Source organism: Nocardia sp. CA-129566, from assembly GCF_050956075.1.
Classification (GTDB): Bacteria; Actinomycetota; Actinomycetes; order Mycobacteriales; family Mycobacteriaceae; genus Nocardia.
In genome coordinates, this window is sequence record NZ_CP192085.1 from 5678747 (window position 1) to 5693699 (window position 14953).

Below are 14953 nucleotides of genomic sequence, written 5' to 3' on the forward strand. Positions count from 1 at the left end.
TACCGGGGCGGCCGTCGGCGCGTTCAACGCACCCGCGCGGGCCGTTGGCGGCTGACCGAACACCGGACTGGGGGTGGGAACCTGACGACGCTGTCGGGTTCCCACCCTTTCATTCCCCCGCCCCAACCGCCGCTACACCCGTAGGGCTGCGAGCGGCCCCGAAGCTGTGACCGACTACACATCTTCGGGTCGGCAAATCGGAAGTCAGCCGTTCGGGCCGAGCAGCGTGCCGGTTCGGGTGGACAGGGTCCCGCCGATGGCCAGCGGGAGGCGGGATGCAACCAAACCGGTGGTATCCGCGGGGCGGTCGTCGGGGTAGACGAGTTCACTGTCCAATGCCCTTGGCGCGCTGAGGCTATCGTCGGTCGCGCCGTCCGCGCCGAGTTCCAGCCGGTGCCGCAGCAGCGGCAGGTCGCCGACGTCGGCGATGAGATCACCACGCCAGCCGCCGCCGTGCTCACCGGTGCGGCCGATCTGCACCCGTTCGCGCAACCGCAGCCGGGCCTCGGGAGTCAACCGCACCTCGGTAACGGCGTGATGGTGTGCACCGCCCGCGACAATCGTCGGCTCCGGATCGAAATCCAGTTCGCCCGCCACGTCGAAACGCCAGTGCGCCAAGGACAGCGGCGTTGCCGCGCTGGGCAGTGCGATGGTGGCCGCGACCGAGCGCACGACCAACCGCGCGCCCGCCGCGACCACGATCTCGATATCGAGCTCGTCACCACCGAGTGGGGTCGCGGCGGTACCGATCAGATGGACGGTATCCGGACCGGTGCGCCGAACCGCCAGCCCGCCGCTCGCGTGGATCTCGGGCAGCGTGCCGACGGCCGCGACAATGCGAACCTCAGTGCGCAACAGCGGATTCGGTGGCCGAACCATCCTGCTCGGCGATCGCGCGCAGCTGCTCGCGCACCCAGGCGAGCACGTCGGTGGCGGCCGGATCCTCGGTCAGCGAGATCATCGCGGTCCGGCGACCCTCGCGGACCTGCGCGGCGTCGCGCTCCATCACACCGAGGTCGGCGCCGACCAGTGGGGCGAGATCGGTCTTGTTGATCACCAGCAGATCCGAGAAGGTCACGCCGGGGCCGCCTTTGCGCGGCACCTTATCGCCGCCCGCCACATCGATGACGAAGATCTGCACATCGATCAGACCGGAGGAGAAGGTGGCGGTGAGGTTGTCGCCGCCGGATTCCACCAGGATCAGATCCAGCGGCGGATTGGCCGCGATCAGATCGTCGATGGCGTCGAGGTTGGCGGTGATGTCGTCGCGGATGGCGGTGTGCGGGCAGCCGCCGGTCTGGACGGCGGTGATGCGCTCGTCCGGCAGCACCGCATTGCGGCGCAGGAAGTCGGCGTCCTCGGTGGTGTAGATGTCATTGGTCAGCACCGCGAGGGAGAGTTCGTCGCGCAGCTGTCTGCACAGAGCGGCCACCAGGGCGGTCTTGCCCGAACCGACCGGTCCGCCGATGCCGATGCGCAGCGCCTCGCCGGGCGTGCGGGCACGCTTGGGGCGGTCGTGGGAGTGATCATGCGGCTCGCCGTCGATCAGGTGGGGTGGCATATCGTGCTCCTTTCCGCCTTCATCCTTACCGATCGCGCACCTAGGACGCGAACAGGGGCATATCGCGCACCAGGTGTCGCTGGGCGAGCACGTCCTGCAGCGGGTCCGACAGCGCGGCGACTCCGGTCGCCGCCTCGGCCGCGGTGCGATCACAGAGTTCGCCGAGCCGGATCGTGCATGCGGCCACCGCCGCGGGATCCAGCGCGAGCAACCGCTGCGCCGCCGTCGCGGCTCCGGTCATGGTCGTGTAGACGACGACGGCCGCGGTGTCCTCCGGAGTCGCCCCGCAGATGTGCCCGACGACGCCGAACGCCGTGGACAGATGCGGCCGCATGCCGAGAACCGCCCAATCTTGTCCTGGCCAAACCTGTTTGGCCAACCGCAGCAATCCACGGCCCTGCGCCCGCGACGCCGCCCGCGCGGCCGGAGCCGGAGTCCGCGCATCCGCCTCCGCCTCCGCCCGCACCGCATCCAACTTCCCCGCGCACACCGCCGCCGCCAATGACGCCGCGACCAGCCCCGATGTCCGGATCCGCCGCCGCAAATACAATTCGACCGTCGTGACATCGCGCACGACCCCGGACGCCACCGCCTCCTCCACACCCCCGGAATGCACATGTCCCCCGATCGGCAGCCGCGAATCGGCCAGCGCGAACAATGTCGCCAACCCACTGCTTGCCGATCTGTCCATCCGTCGATCCTATGCGTGACACGGTCGGGCTCCCTCACCCCGACCGGGCCACACATGATCTTCGGATCGGGGCAGGGTGTAGATCGACACGGTGCGGTATCGGATATGTCGGCCTGCGCCACGTCACTCCCGAGGGACAACGACCGCGAATCGAGCGTCGATCTCCCACGACACGCCCGGTGTGCGATGAGTTTCGGCCTTCGGCGGGGTCTATCTTCCTGAGGCCGTGCCGGTCTCGCGCCAACGAGGAGGGCCGATGTCGGAAGTAAATCAGGAACCAACAGGGCAGCGTCGGCTGGCGGAGCACCCGACCGTCCAGCGAATGGCCGAACGGGCGCACACGAAACCTGATCCGGTGCTGAGCGTTTCGCGGCTGCGCGAACTCTGTCTGGACGCCGGGGCCGACGATGTGGGCTTCGTGCCGGTCGAGGACCCGCGCGTGGCCGTCGAGCTCGAGCATGCGCGCGAAATCCTGCCCTCCGCACGGACCTTTGTGGCCTTCTGCGTCCGGATGAACCGGGACAACCTGCGCAGCACCATGCGCAGCCTCGCCAATACCGAGTTCAACCACGCCGACGACGAAACCAATGAGGTGTCGCGCCGTATCACCAGGGCGCTGCAGGACGCCGGATACCGTGCCGTCTATCCGGCCCCCGGATATCCGATGGAGGTCGATAAGTTTCCGGGGCGCATCTGGGTGATCGCGCACAAGGTGGTGGCCGAGGCGGCCGGATTGGGCGTTATGGGTATCCACCGCAATGTCATTCACCCGAAGTTCGGCAACTTCATCCTGCTCGGCACGGTGGTCACCGACGCGGTGATCGACGAACCGAGCGCATCGCTGGATTTCAGCCCGTGCCTGGAATGCAAGCTCTGCGTTTCCGCATGTCCGGTGGGCGCGATCACCAATGACGGCGGCTTCGATTTCCAGGCCTGCTATACCCACAACTACCGCGAGTTCATGGGCGGCTTCACCGACTGGGCCGAAACCGTCGCCGACAGCGATAACGCCGCCGAATACCGCGAGCGCGTCAGCACCGGCGAATCGTTCTCGATGTGGCAGAGCCTGTCGTTCAAACCCAATTACAAGGCCGGTTACTGCATGGCCGTCTGTCCGGCGGGTGAGGATGTGATCGGCGCCTACCTCGACGACCGCAAGGGCCACCTCGACGATGTCGTGCGCCCACTGCAGAACAAGCCCGAACCGGTCTACGTCCTGCCGGGATCGGCCGCACAGGAGCACGTCGCGCGCCGGTTCCCGAATAAGACACCGAAGGCCGTGACCAACGGCTTCCCGGACGAGGTCAACGACCTGCTCGATCAGATCGGCCCGCGCCCCCGGCCGCGCAACCGAGCCGACTGACCGGCATGGCTACCGTCGGAAGGAACGCTCCATGAAGCGCTGCGCCCCTTCGCGGGTCAGATCCGACCAGGCTTGGATGCGATGCGACCACCAGGGGGCGATCTCGCGCGGTTTCGCGGTTACCGCGTGACAGACCAGATCGGAGGCTTCATCGACGGTCAGTCCAGGAACGCGACTGAAGTCGGTCGGTGCGCTCATCCTGGTGTGGACGAGCGGCATGTAGATGGAGGTGGTGGTGACCTTATCGGCGGCGATTTCGGCCGCGGTGCTGCGCAACCAGACATCGAAGGCGGATTTCGACGCACCGTAGGCGGCCCACCGCGGGGCGGGCGGCATGAGCACGCCCCAGGTGGAGATGTTGACGATATGTCCCTGTTTGCGTTCGCGCATGCTCGGCAGCACGGTGAGCAGTAAGCGGACCGGGCCGAGGTAGTTCACGTCGATGGTGCGGGTGAAATCGTGGAATCGGTCGTACGAATCGTCGATCGAGCGGCGAATCGACTTGCCCGCGTTATTGATCAGCACATCGATGTGACCGTGTTCGGCCAATAGGTCACGGCCGAGCTTTTCGACGGCATCCATATCGGTCATATCCGTCGGGTACGCGTATGCGGTGCCGCCCTCGGCGGTGATGTCGGCCGCCACCTGCTCGAGGTCGTCGACCGAGCGCGCCACCAGCAGCACGACCCCACCGGCCGCGGCCAGTTTGCGCGCACTGGCCTTGCCGATGCCGTGCGAGGCGCCGGTCACCAGCACGATCCGGCCCGCGACCGCCGCACGCAGGGATTTCTGACGCGGCCGTGAGGTCGGATACAGCAGCCACGCCGCCACCCGCTCGGCGAGCGGGCGGCCGTTGCTCGATGCGGGAGTGTCGTTCACGCTATCGACTGTATGCGCCACCCGGCCCAGACACCTCCCGTATATCGCGAATCGAGCCCGATCCCGGTTAGGCGCGCCGTTCAGCGCCGGGGCGCGAATGCCGCGACCGCTGCCATCGCCACCAACAGTACGGCGCCGACCGAGGTCGCGATATGCATTCCGGAGACGAAGGATTCGCGCGCGGAATCGATCAGCGCGGTATTCCCGCCCGCGTGCTGGATGGTTTCGCCGAGGGTGTCCGCATAGTCACCGCCCGATCGGAAGACCAGCGCCGCAATCGAACCCAGTAGCGCGAGGCCGAGCGCATTGCCCAGTTCGAAACTGGTCTCGGAGATCCCGACCGCGGAACCGGCCCGTTCCGGCGGCACCGAGGAGACCGCCACATCCGACACCAGGGTGAACGCCAGGCCGTAACCGATTCCCGCGATCGTGGATCCGGCCAGGTACCAGGCAATTCCGCCGTCCACGCCGACACCGATCAGCATCACATTGCCCACCGCGGCGGCCAGCAGCGCCAGCACGAAGGTGGGGCGTACCCCGAGCCCGTGCCCGATCCGCGCACCACCCATGGAGCAGACGAATACCGCGATCGCCATCGGAATCCCGAGCAGCGCGGCCGCCAGCGGCTCGCGTCCGGTCACCGATTGCAGATAGACGCTGGTGAGATAGCTCATCGCCGCCAGCGACATCATGCCGACCAGGCTCGATCCGATAGCGACCGTGAACTGCACCCGCCGGAACAACCGCAGATCCAGCAGCGGTTGGGCCAGCTGTCGCTGCCGTCGCACGAAGACGGCGAGCACTACGACACCGATGAGTCCGATAGCGATCGATGCGATATCGAATCCCTCGGCCGCGATCTGTTTGACCGCGTACACCGCCGGAAGGATACCGCCGATCGACAGCAGCACACTCGGAATATCGAGCGGTCCGACCACACCCGCGCGATGTTCGGGCAGTACGAACGGACCGAAGACGAGCAGGATCAGCAGCACCGGAATATTGATGAGAAATACCGAGCCCCACCAGAAGTGGTGCAGCAGCATCCCGCCGAGTATCGGCCCCACCGCGGATCCGCCCGCGAAGAACGCGGTCCACACCCCGATCGCGGCGGCGCGTTCGCGGGCATTCGGAAACAGGCTGGAGATCAGCGCGAGACTCGACGGCAGCAGGGTCGCACCGCCCATACCCATCAGCGCCCTGGCGATGATCAGCACCGCCGCACTCGGCGCGAAGGCCGCGATGACCGAGGCGATGCCGAATACCGAGGCACCGACCAGCAGAATATTGCGCCGCCCGATCCGATCCCCGAGATTGCCCATGGTGATGAGCAGGCCCGCGATGAGGAAGCCGTAGATATCGAGAATCCACAGCTGCTGCGCGGCCGACGGATCGAGATCCAGGGTGAGCGTGGGCATGGCCAGGAAAAGCACCGAGATATCCATCGATACCAGCAGCACCGGCAGCAGCAGCACCGCGAGGCCCAGCCGAGCGCGCCGCGAACCCGTCGGCGCCGTCGCCACCCGCGCGGCCTCCACCTGAGTCATTCCGAATCCTCTCCGTGTCGCGTACGGTGTACGCATCAGTCCGGGTACAGTGTACGCATGCGGCCCCAAAACTGGAAGCGAGTCATGGGATGACCGAGCCGAAGCTCACCCGAGCCGCCATTGTCGACACCGCGATCACCCTCGCCGACGAGGAAGGTCTCGACGGGTTGTCCATGCGACATATCGCCGAGCGGATGGGCGTCGGCGCCATGTCGCTGTACCGGCACGTCGCGAACAAGGACGAACTGCTCGCCCTGATGACCGACGAGATATCGGCCCGCAACCCGTACCCTTCGCCGGAGGGGAAGAACTGGACCTGGCGCGACCGGGTCCGCATTGCCGCCGAGATCGATTGGGCGCTCTACCAACAGCATCCGTGGGTGCTGCTCACCTTCGCCATGCCCCGCTACAGCTTCGGTCCACAGGGCCTGGCCTGCTTCGCGTGGCTGGTCGAGGGACTGCGCGAGTTGAATGTCTCGACCCGCGAGGCGGCCACCATGGCCTTCGCGGTGTGGAACTACATCTCCGGGGCCACGCTCCCGCATGTCAGTGGCGCGCTGGTCGCACGCAAGGGCATGAATCCGGAAGGGGACAACGGACTGCGGGCATTGCTGGAAGGAAAATCACAGTTGCCGATTCCGCCCGCGCTCGCCGATCTGAACGGTAGCGGTGTGAGCAATCTGACCTCGGAGGATCTGCTGTATCTCGGATTGTCCGCGCTCTGCGACGGATTCGAGGCCCGCTGCGTTCGGACCTCTTGACCTGAACGGCACTTCAGGTTGCACGGTTGACTCGATCGCCGACGAACAGGAGTCACCGTGCACGCCATCCGTCTTCACGCCTTCGGACCCGCCGAGAATCTGCGCTACGAGACGGTGCCCGATCCAGTGCCCGCGCCGGGGCAGGTGCTCATCCGGGTCGCGGCGGCGGGCGTGCACGTCATCGATACCGCGTTGCGCAGAGGCGAGCCCGGCCCGTACCCGCTGCCGCAGCTGCCGACCATTCCGGGCCGTGAGGTCGCCGGAATCGTCGACCGGATCGGACCGGATGTCGATGCGTCCTGGCTGGGCAAGCGGGTGGTCGCACATCTCGGGGCGGTCCCCGGTGGCTATGCCGAGTTGGCCGTGACGGAAACCGCTCGGCTGCACGAGATTCCGGCCGATCTCGATGCGGCCGAGGCGGTCGCGATCATCGGCACCGGGCGAACGACCATGGGGATCGTGTTGTTCACCGAACTCGGTCCCGACAGTGTGGTGGTGGTAACCGCGGCAGCAGGTGGCATCGGGACCCTGCTGGTTCAGCATGCGAAGAACGTCGGCGCCACCGTGGTCGGCCTGGCCGGTGGTCCCGCGAAAGTCGAACTGGTGCAACGCAATGGCGCGGATGTCGCGATCGACTATCTACTCCCCGACTGGCCCGCTCAGGTGCTCGCGCGACTCGGCGACCGGCGCGCCACGGTGCTGTTCGACGGTGTCGGCGGCGAAATCAGCCGTGCCGCAATCGATCTAATCGGCAAGGGCGGACAGCACCTCGTCTACGGCGCGGCCAATGGTGCGCCGCTATCGCTGTCCAAGGAGGAGTTGGCGGCGCGCGGCATCACTTCCGAACTGGTCGTCGGGCCGCGCCTGCTCCAGCGGGTCGGCGGCGATCTGCGCCCGCTCGAGCACACGGCCATGGCCGAGGCCGCGGCCGGTCGACTGCGACCCGTCGTCCAACGTTTCGAGCTGTCCGATGCGGTCGGCGCGCACCGCGCGCTGGAGACGCGCGGCACCGTCGGCAAGGTGGTACTTCAGGCGTAGGAGCGATAGCCCGGATCGTTCTCCTCACGGAAGCCCGCGATCGTCGCGCGCACGGCACGGTCGAGATTGTCCGTGATGACCAGTGCGTCCGCTGGGACCGCGCTGACGGTGCCGCCGCTGCGGACCAGATAGCGGCCGTCCGGATAGTCCATGACATGGAAGCCACGCGAGGGTGCGGGCCGGTTGTCCCAGGCGGGCCCCGCATAGACCGCCACATGCACGACATTGGGACGTGGCCGCTCGAAGAACTGCGCGGCCTCCTGACGCGGTGAGCGCGAACCGACGTAGTACGGGCGGTCGTCATCCACGCCGTCCTCGAGATCGCGGCGCGAAACCTCCAATCCGGGTCCGCTGCCCCGCCGCGCTGGCGGCAGCAGGTCGGCGACCCGACGCGAGACAGTGAGAGCATCGATCATCGACATACGCACCCGCCCACCACGATCCGGATCATCGGTGGGCTCCTGCTGCAGCCATACCGCGTACTGGTCCTGCACCGCCACATGCACCCGGAGCTTGACCTTGCCCAGGAATCCGGCGACCTGAATGCGCGCCTCGGGCTGTGCGAGCACACCGAGGGCGGCCTGCAACCAGTTATCGAGCTGCCGGTGCAGCGCGCCCGACTCGTCCTTCCACGCCTGGTCGTATTCGGCGAGGGTCCGCTCGGTGGAGCGGTACTGCAGCGGATACGGCAGCACGTCACGTTCCATGGCCCGCCACAGCACCTTGAAGCCGAGCGATGAGAATGTCCAGTCCCGCCCGGTCATGCGCCGATCACCGGCGGGACCGTCTTCACCCGATGGGCCTCGTCGAGACCGGTGAGCTCCTCACCGTTCTGCTGATTTACCAGGTATTCCTTTGACTTCGACTCTTTTTCGTCGTCCTTGCCGCCGCCACGGCTGCCCGGCATACCCATGCCGGACATGCCCGAACGACCCGTACTGCCACTGGAATTGGACGTCGCGGTGGTGCCGGAGGTGGTGACGACCAGCGGAAGGTTGAGGGTTTTGCCCGGTGACGGGGTGCTCGTCGGAGTGCCCGTGGAGGTACCGCCGCTGCCCGTGCTGAGACTCGGGCTCGTGCCGGTGGGAGTCGTCGAGGTCGGAACCGTTGGGGTGTCGGTGGTGGTGGTGGGCGTGGTCGGGGTGGTCGAGGTCGGGTTGGTGCTCGACGTGTCAGTGGTGGTCGGGTTGGTCGACGTCGGGTCGGTTGTCGGATCGCTGGTGGGGTTGTTCGTCGGGGTGTTGGTTGGAGTATTCGTCGTCTTGGTACTCGGCTGTTTACCGCTCGGATCGGTGCCCGGCTTCTTCGTGTCGTCGTCGGATTTGTAGACCGGGTTGTACGGCTTGGGCACCAGTGGGACGCCCGTGTCGGCCTCGCGCACGGCAGGATAGAAGACGTTCTTGATGGTGTTCTCGGCGGCCGACAGGTATTGCTCGTCCCGGTGCTGATTGATGTTCCAGGTCGGACCGGGGATCCAGTCCGCGATATTGCTCGTGATGGTGTGGCCGGGCGCTTTGTGCACGTTGGCCGTGGTGAGCTCGATCCCGGAGCGGACGATCTTCACCTTCTCGGCGACCAGCTGCACCGACCCGACCAGACCAGCCGACTTGTCGACGTACTCTTTGATGCCGTCCGACGCCGACTTCGCCGCCGCACCATTCCACTTGCCGTCCATCGCCTTCAGGATCTCCGGCTTGAAGTTCTTCAACCCGTCATCCAGTGCGTTCTTCAGGGCATTCCAGCGCTGCTCGAGACCCTTGACGTCGGAGACCGACATCGCCGAAACCCGCTCGTACAGATCGCTTTTCAGCTGGTCCGGGTTGACGTAGGCGGACTCGGGAACCTTCGATGACTGTGACTCCAGACCGAGTCCGGCGTTCTGAATTTCAGCGATACGATTCCGCGCCTGCGTGGCATCGGCACTCTCGTCCCGAGAGGACGAACTGGGCGGACCGGATTTGCTCCATTCATACAGCGCGATCGCCGCGGGCACGATCGGAAATACCATGACTGTTCCCCCGGTTTCATTCAGTTTTCGAAGAGCTTGGCGTAGGACTCGTCGTGCGCCTCGAGCTTTTCCACGGATTTCTGGATGGTGTCGCGGATGAGGGTCACTACTTCGATGTGCTCTTTGAGCGCGGCGTCGACATCGCCGTCGCCGCCCATCGCCTTCTGCCCCAGCATCCCGGCTAATGCGTCGGAGCAATCGAAACGGCCGAGACCTGTCACACGACTCATAATCTTGAGATTGTCGCGCAGCGTGGTGTAGAGATCGATCTGGCGGTTACATGCGTCTCGGCAGCTTTGGGCGACGGACGGGTCCAGATATAGCCGACCAGCTTCCGCCTCCCCGGAGAGGAACTGCCAGCGCGATTTTTCTTCCTGAATGGACATGGTTACCCCCTGATTCAGCGCGGGAAAAGCGGAACGAGCGTATCGGCCGCCGCCATTGCTCGGTCGCACGCCACGACCGGCTTGTTCGCCGACGCTTTGAATACGGAGATCTGCAGCGCACCTTGCGCGGCCGGGAAAATCAGGTCGCAGTCCTCATCGTCCTTGTCGTTGGTCGTATGGAAGCGGAAGCCATCGCGCCCCTGCACCTTGATCCCGACGAAGTCGATGTTCTCTTTCTTCATTTTGTAGTCATCAACGTTGTGGATGGTGGAATACACGGTGACGGTGTAATCCCACAGCGATGGCGCACTGTTCCACGCGCAGATCTTCCAACCCGGTTCCTCGACGCCCGCTACCCCAGACTTCTTCGTCGACGGGACAACCCCGGCCTTCTGAAGCGTCTGATCCGGGATTTGCGTGCACGGATTCCACAGCGCCGCGGTCGCGGCCGAAGTATCAGCCGCGCCGGTACTCGGCGTCGCCGTCCCCCCTTTGGTCGACTCACAGCCCGATGCCATCAACAGCACCCCCGCCAACGCCGCCACGGTCATCGTTGCCCGTCGTCCCACCAAGGCCTCCCTTTTCAGCCATCACACGTCGCTCGAAGTCTATGACGCACCCCGCCGCTGCTCGGTTCCATCAAATCACGCCCCACCGTGGGAAATTCGATTGAGCCCGGCGGACGGACCTCCGTACCCTCGCCCAAATGAACAGCACCACCACGCTGCTCAACGTCGTCGATGTCGAAGCGACCTGTTGGGCAGGTAGCACGCCGCCCGGCGCGGTCAGCGAGATCATCGAGATCGGGCTGACCGTCGTCGATCTTTCGGCGCGCGAGCGAATCGCCAAGCACCGCATCCTCGTTCGTCCCGAGCGCTCCGCCGTGAGCCCGTTCTGCACGGAGCTCACCGGACTCACCCAGGCCGAGGTCGATTCCGGCATCACCTTCGCCGAAGCCTGCCGCCTACTGGCCACCGAACATGAAGCGGGCGTTCGCCCCTGGGCGAGCTGGGGCGATTACGACCGTAAACAGTTCCTCGGCCAATGCCGGGCGACCGGCGTCGAACACCCGTTCAGCCATGTGCACACCAACGCCAAACTGGTCTTCGCGGAAGCTTATGGCCTGCGCAGACGCGAAGGCATGGCGGGCGCGCTGCGCATCGCAGGACTCCCATTGGAGGGACGGCATCATCGCGGCGAGGACGACGCCTGGAATATCGCCGCCTTGGTCCTCGACCTGGAGCAGCGCGCTGCCTGGCATCCAACGAGCTGCTAGTCGACCGACTCGCCATTGACCACCGCATACGCGAAGCCGTCCCAGCCCTTGCTGCCCACCGTCTGCAACACCGTCGCATCGAGGCTCGGCTCGGCAGCCAGCAGATCGATCAGATCGCGGCTCGCCTGCACCGTCGGATCGTCGGAATGCTCATCGGCGACAGCGCCATTGCGCACCACATTGTCGACGATGATCACCGATCCGGGACGAGTCAGGCGCAGCGCCCAGAGCACATAGTTCGAATTGTTGACCTTGTCGGCATCGATGAACACCAGGTCGAACGGGTCCGGATCCTCATCGGCCAGCACTGGCAGGCTGTCCAGGGCCGCGCCGACCCGGATATCGACCCGTTCGCCGACTCCGGCCCGATCCAGATTCTCCCGCGCCACCGCCGCATGCCGCGGCTCGAACTCCAGGGTGACCACCTGCCCCTCCTTGCCCACCGCGCGGGCCAGCCAGATCGTGCTGTACCCGCCGAGCGTCCCGATCTCGAGCACCCGACGCGCCTGGACCGACCGCGCGATCAGATGCAAGAACTTCCCCTGCGCGGGAGATACATCGATCGCGGGCAACCCCGCCGCCGAGTTCGCAGCCAATGCCGCCCCAGTCGAATCCCCCTCTCCCACCAGAGTGTCCACCAGGTAGCTGTCCACATCGGCCCATCCAAAGGTCGTCATACCCGCAGTCTGCCACCGCCCACACCGATCCCCGCCGCAATGCCACCAGCAACCACGCAATCCGGCCAATCCTGGCGGGTTCGCGCACATCCATCGGCGACCGCGCACAGGCTGCACAGCCTATGCGCGGCACTCACAAGGTCTGCGATAGCGGCCCTGCCATGGCGAGGCGTTACTCCAGCCACTGGTGGCGGAGTTCGGCTTGGGCACGGCGCATGCAGGACATGATCTGGGGGGCGATCACGGAAGGGGTCCATGCCGCGGGCGGCCACATGCGGCCGTCATGCGACGTCCTCAGAACAGGAAGTACCGCTGGGCCATGGGTAACTCGGCTGCGGGCTGTTCGGTCCACACCTCGCCGTCGATGCGGACGGTGAAGGTGTCCGGGTCGACCTCGATCCGCGGCATCGCGTCGTTGTTGGTCATATCCGTCTTGGTGACGCGACGAACGTTCTTGACGGGAGCCAGTTTTCGGCGCAGGCCGAGGCGTTCGGCGAGACCGTCCTCGATGGCCTGTTCGGAAACGAAATGCACGGACGTATCCGCGGCGACCAGTGGGGCGGCACCGAACATTGGGCGCGGCAATACCGGCTGTGGGGTCGGGATGGAGGCGTTGGCGTCGCCCATGGCGGCCCAGGCGATCGCACCGCCCTTGAGAACGGCGTGCGGGCGGACACCGAAGAACGCCGGGTCCCAGAGGACCAGATCGGCGAGCTTGCCCACTTCCACCGAACCTATTTCATCGTCGAGGCCATGCGCGATGGCCGGGCAGATCGTGTACTTCGCGATGTAGCGCCGCACCCTGGCATTGTCGGCTGCACCGTCACCGGGCAGTGAGCCCCGGCGGCGCTTCATGACGTGTGCGGTCTGCCAGGTGCGCATGACGACCTCGCCGATGCGGCCCATGGCCTGTGAGTCGCTGCCGATCATCGAGATCGCGCCGAGATCGTGCAGCAGATCCTCGGCCGCGATCGTCGAGGGCCGGATCCGGCTCTCCGCGAAGGCGAGGTCCTCCGGGATGGACGCGCTGAGGTGGTGGCACACCATGAGCATGTCCAGGTGCTCGTCCAAGGTATTGACGGTGTGTGGACGGGTCGGGTTGGTCGAGCTGGGCAGCACATTGAGATGTGCGGCGACGGTGATGATGTCGGGCGCGTGCCCGCCACCCGCCCCCTCGGTGTGATATGCGTGGATGCCGCGGCCCGCGATGGCGGCGAGGGTGTCCTCGACGAATCCGGCCTCGTTCAGCGTGTCCGAGTGCAGCGCCACCTGCACGCCGGCCGCATCGGCGACGGTGAGGCACGCGTCGATCGCGGCCGGCGTGGAGCCCCAGTCTTCGTGCAGCTTGAAACCCGCTGCGCCGCCGCGCAATTGCTCCCACATGGATTCGGCACTGACCGTATTGCCCTTGCCGAGCAGCACGATATTCATCGGCCAGCCGTCGGTGGCCGCCAACATCCGTGCCAGATGCCAGGATCCGGGCGTCACCGTGGTCGCCTTACTGCCCTCGGCGGGACCGGTGCCGCCGCCGATCAGTGTGGTGATGCCGCCGCCGAGCGCCTCGTCCATCAGCTGCGGACAGATGAAGTGCACGTGACAGTCGATCGCGCCCGCGGTCAGGATGCGGCCATTGCCCGCGATGATCTCGGTATTCGGGCCGACCACCAGATCCGGATGCACCCCGTTCATGGTGTCCGGATTGCCCGCCTTGCCGAGCGCGCAGATGCGGCCGTCGCGAATGCCGACATCGGCCTTGATGATTCCCCAATGGTCGATGACGACCACGCCGGTGATCACGGTGTCCGGGGTGCCCTCGGCGCGGGTCGCGCGGGCTTGGCCCATGGATTCGCGCAGCACCTTGCCGCCGCCGAAGACGGCCTCATCACCCGCGAGACCCGGCCCGCCGCTGCGGTCTTCGGTTATCTCGATGAGCAGATCGGTATCCGCCAAGCGAATTCGGTCGCCGGTAGTTGGTCCGAAGAGCTCGGCATACCGCGCGCGGCTCAGCTCACTCATCGCGTCCTACCTCCCGGCGCACGGAATGATGCGCCCCACACCGAATCGTCCGTGAAAGCCCGCGCGGCATACGAATTCGGGCAGGCGGTCTCGCGCTAGTCATCGAGACGTCCGGGAGGCGTCAGGCTGATGCCGTGGACCTCGCGGGCGCCACCGAACAGGACCAGCGAAACTCGTTGTCCGAGGCCGGGTTCGAAGCGCACCGCGGTTCCGGCGGGGATATCGAGCCGACGCCCGTGCGCGGCCGCCCGGTCGAAGCGCAACGCGGCATTGGCCTGCGGGAAATGCACGTGACTGCCGACCTGGACCGGCCGATCGCCGGTGTTGACGACATCGAGTTCGATCCGATCCGCGCCCGCGTTCAACTCGATAGCGCCATCCGCACAGAAGTACTCCCCCGGGACGAGCGGAGAATCAGCCATCACCGGCCCCTAACCGATCGGATGATGGACGGTGACCAGCTTGGTGCCATCCGGGAAGGTGGCCTCGACCTGCACATCGTGGATCATCTCCGGCACGCCCTCCATCACATCGGCACGCGTGAGAACCGTTCGCCCCGAAGACATCAGCTCCGCGACGGTGCGCCCGTCGCGGGCGCCCTCGAGCACGTGGTCGGTGATCAGGGCGACCGCCTCGGGATGGTTCAGCTCGAGTCCGCGTGCCTGCCTGCGCCGGGCCAGTTCGGCCGCATAGCTCAGTAGCAGCCGTTCCTGCTCATGCGGCGACAGTCGCATTCGGGCTCCTCGGCGG

General features: G+C 66.2%; 17 protein-coding genes. 4 read left to right on the plus strand and 13 right to left on the minus strand.

From position 1 onward, the window contains the following. Nucleotides 1–204: 204 nt before the first annotated feature. Genes ACQP0C_RS24520 through ACQP0C_RS24530 form a run of 3 tightly spaced genes read right to left on the minus strand, consistent with a single transcriptional unit; the run spans nt 205 to nt 2252 of the window. Nucleotides 205–855, minus strand: a complete 651-nt coding sequence (locus ACQP0C_RS24520) for an urease accessory protein UreD (RefSeq protein ID WP_433723470.1) — start codon at nt 853–855, stop codon at nt 205–207. Continuing rightward, nucleotides 845–1561, minus strand: coding sequence for an urease accessory protein UreG (gene ureG, locus ACQP0C_RS24525; RefSeq protein WP_433678483.1), 717 nt, complete (start codon nt 1559–1561; stop codon nt 845–847). The genes ACQP0C_RS24520 and ureG overlap by 11 nt, the downstream gene beginning before the upstream one ends. Before the next feature lie 40 nt (nt 1562–1601). Further along, nucleotides 1602–2252 carry an urease accessory protein UreF gene (locus ACQP0C_RS24530; RefSeq protein WP_433723472.1) on the minus strand — a complete coding sequence of 217 codons (651 nt, stop codon included), beginning with the start codon at nt 2250–2252 and terminating at the stop codon, nt 1602–1604. A gap of 256 nt (nt 2253–2508) precedes the next feature. Here ACQP0C_RS24530 and ACQP0C_RS24535 point away from each other — a divergent pair, with 256 nt between their 5' ends. Continuing rightward, nucleotides 2509–3615, plus strand: a complete 1107-nt coding sequence (locus ACQP0C_RS24535; protein ID WP_433723474.1) for a 4Fe-4S binding protein — start codon at nt 2509–2511, stop codon at nt 3613–3615. A gap of 9 nt (nt 3616–3624) precedes the next feature. On the opposite strand, the gene ACQP0C_RS24540 is transcribed toward ACQP0C_RS24535, so the two are convergent. Both ACQP0C_RS24540 and ACQP0C_RS24545 read right to left on the minus strand, forming a co-directional pair. Continuing rightward, complete coding sequence (locus tag ACQP0C_RS24540) at nt 3625–4494, minus strand: SDR family NAD(P)-dependent oxidoreductase (RefSeq protein ID WP_433723476.1); 870 nt, start codon at nt 4492–4494, stop codon at nt 3625–3627. A gap of 80 nt (nt 4495–4574) precedes the next feature. Then, nucleotides 4575–6041, minus strand: a complete 1467-nt coding sequence (locus ACQP0C_RS24545; RefSeq protein WP_433723478.1) for an MFS transporter — start codon at nt 6039–6041, stop codon at nt 4575–4577. Between the two features lie 89 nt (nt 6042–6130). Here ACQP0C_RS24545 and ACQP0C_RS24550 point away from each other — a divergent pair, with 89 nt between their 5' ends. Next, on the plus strand, nt 6131–6802 hold the full coding sequence (locus ACQP0C_RS24550; protein ID WP_433723480.1) for a TetR/AcrR family transcriptional regulator: 672 nt from the start codon (nt 6131–6133) through the stop codon (nt 6800–6802). Nucleotides 6803–6859: 57 nt separating this feature from the next. After that, a complete protein-coding gene (locus tag ACQP0C_RS24555) occupies nt 6860–7840 on the plus strand; it encodes a zinc-binding dehydrogenase (RefSeq protein ID WP_433723482.1) in 981 nt (326 codons plus the stop codon). Here the strand turns inward: ACQP0C_RS24555 and ACQP0C_RS24560 are convergent. From ACQP0C_RS24560 to ACQP0C_RS24575, 4 genes are read right to left on the minus strand one after another with little or no spacing between them, the layout of a single operon-like run. Further along, complete coding sequence (locus ACQP0C_RS24560; RefSeq protein ID WP_433723484.1) at nt 7831–8604, minus strand: ESX secretion-associated protein EspG; 774 nt, start codon at nt 8602–8604, stop codon at nt 7831–7833. The genes ACQP0C_RS24555 and ACQP0C_RS24560 overlap by 10 nt on opposite strands. Then, nucleotides 8601–9848 carry a hypothetical protein gene (locus ACQP0C_RS24565; RefSeq protein WP_433723486.1) on the minus strand — a complete coding sequence of 416 codons (1248 nt, stop codon included), beginning with the start codon at nt 9846–9848 and terminating at the stop codon, nt 8601–8603. Before ACQP0C_RS24565 ends, ACQP0C_RS24560 begins: the two co-directional genes overlap by 4 nt. 20 nt (nt 9849–9868) lie before the next feature. Continuing rightward, complete coding sequence (locus tag ACQP0C_RS24570; protein WP_433723488.1) at nt 9869–10234, minus strand: hypothetical protein; 366 nt, start codon at nt 10232–10234, stop codon at nt 9869–9871. 14 nt (nt 10235–10248) lie between these two features. After that, complete coding sequence (locus tag ACQP0C_RS24575) at nt 10249–10803, minus strand: DUF3558 domain-containing protein (RefSeq protein WP_433723490.1); 555 nt, start codon at nt 10801–10803, stop codon at nt 10249–10251. Nucleotides 10804–10940: 137 nt separating this feature from the next. On the opposite strand from ACQP0C_RS24575, the gene ACQP0C_RS24580 reads away from it, so the two are divergent. After that, a complete protein-coding gene (locus tag ACQP0C_RS24580; protein ID WP_433723492.1) occupies nt 10941–11510 on the plus strand; it encodes an exonuclease domain-containing protein in 570 nt (189 codons plus the stop codon). On the opposite strand, the gene ACQP0C_RS24585 is transcribed toward ACQP0C_RS24580, so the two are convergent. The 4 genes from ACQP0C_RS24585 to ACQP0C_RS24600 all read right to left on the minus strand — a co-directional run bounded on the left by ACQP0C_RS24585 (nt 11507) and on the right by ACQP0C_RS24600 (nt 14937). Next, complete coding sequence (locus ACQP0C_RS24585; protein ID WP_433723494.1) at nt 11507–12187, minus strand: O-methyltransferase; 681 nt, start codon at nt 12185–12187, stop codon at nt 11507–11509. The two genes, ACQP0C_RS24580 and ACQP0C_RS24585, sit on opposite strands and share 4 nt — an antisense overlap. Nucleotides 12188–12481: 294 nt before the next feature. Then, nucleotides 12482–14203 (minus strand): urease subunit alpha, encoded by a 1722-nt coding sequence (locus ACQP0C_RS24590; protein WP_433723496.1) that lies wholly within the window; start codon nt 14201–14203, stop codon nt 12482–12484. A 95-nt stretch (nt 14204–14298) separates the two neighbouring features. Beyond that, complete coding sequence (locus ACQP0C_RS24595; RefSeq protein ID WP_433723498.1) at nt 14299–14625, minus strand: urease subunit beta; 327 nt, start codon at nt 14623–14625, stop codon at nt 14299–14301. A 9-nt stretch (nt 14626–14634) separates the two neighbouring features. Further along, on the minus strand, nt 14635–14937 hold the full coding sequence (locus ACQP0C_RS24600) for an urease subunit gamma (RefSeq protein ID WP_063037372.1): 303 nt from the start codon (nt 14935–14937) through the stop codon (nt 14635–14637). Nucleotides 14938–14953: the final 16 nt, after the last annotated feature.

What these genes read in the sequence shown, in the direction of transcription:
- ureG (WP_433678483.1), bottom strand. Translation starts at nt 1,561, where the DNA reads ATGCCACCCCACCTGATCGACGGCGAGCCGCATGATCACTCCCACGAC.
- ACQP0C_RS24530 (WP_433723472.1), bottom strand. Translation starts at nt 2,252, where the DNA reads ATGGACAGATCGGCAAGCAGTGGGTTGGCGACATTGTTCGCGCTGGCC.
- ACQP0C_RS24535 (WP_433723474.1), top strand. Translation starts at nt 2,509, where the DNA reads ATGTCGGAAGTAAATCAGGAACCAACAGGGCAGCGTCGGCTGGCGGAG.
- ACQP0C_RS24545 (WP_433723478.1), bottom strand. Translation starts at nt 6,041, where the DNA reads ATGACTCAGGTGGAGGCCGCGCGGGTGGCGACGGCGCCGACGGGTTCG.
- ACQP0C_RS24550 (WP_433723480.1), top strand. Translation starts at nt 6,131, where the DNA reads ATGACCGAGCCGAAGCTCACCCGAGCCGCCATTGTCGACACCGCGATC.
- ACQP0C_RS24560 (WP_433723484.1), bottom strand. Translation starts at nt 8,604, where the DNA reads ATGACCGGGCGGGACTGGACATTCTCATCGCTCGGCTTCAAGGTGCTG.
- ACQP0C_RS24565 (WP_433723486.1), bottom strand. Translation starts at nt 9,848, where the DNA reads ATGGTATTTCCGATCGTGCCCGCGGCGATCGCGCTGTATGAATGGAGC.
- ACQP0C_RS24570 (WP_433723488.1), bottom strand. Translation starts at nt 10,234, where the DNA reads ATGTCCATTCAGGAAGAAAAATCGCGCTGGCAGTTCCTCTCCGGGGAG.
- ACQP0C_RS24580 (WP_433723492.1), top strand. Translation starts at nt 10,941, where the DNA reads ATGAACAGCACCACCACGCTGCTCAACGTCGTCGATGTCGAAGCGACC.
- ACQP0C_RS24585 (WP_433723494.1), bottom strand. Translation starts at nt 12,187, where the DNA reads ATGACGACCTTTGGATGGGCCGATGTGGACAGCTACCTGGTGGACACT.
- ACQP0C_RS24590 (WP_433723496.1), bottom strand. Translation starts at nt 14,203, where the DNA reads ATGAGTGAGCTGAGCCGCGCGCGGTATGCCGAGCTCTTCGGACCAACT.
- ACQP0C_RS24595 (WP_433723498.1), bottom strand. Translation starts at nt 14,625, where the DNA reads ATGGCTGATTCTCCGCTCGTCCCGGGGGAGTACTTCTGTGCGGATGGC.
- ACQP0C_RS24600 (WP_063037372.1), bottom strand. Translation starts at nt 14,937, where the DNA reads ATGCGACTGTCGCCGCATGAGCAGGAACGGCTGCTACTGAGCTATGCG.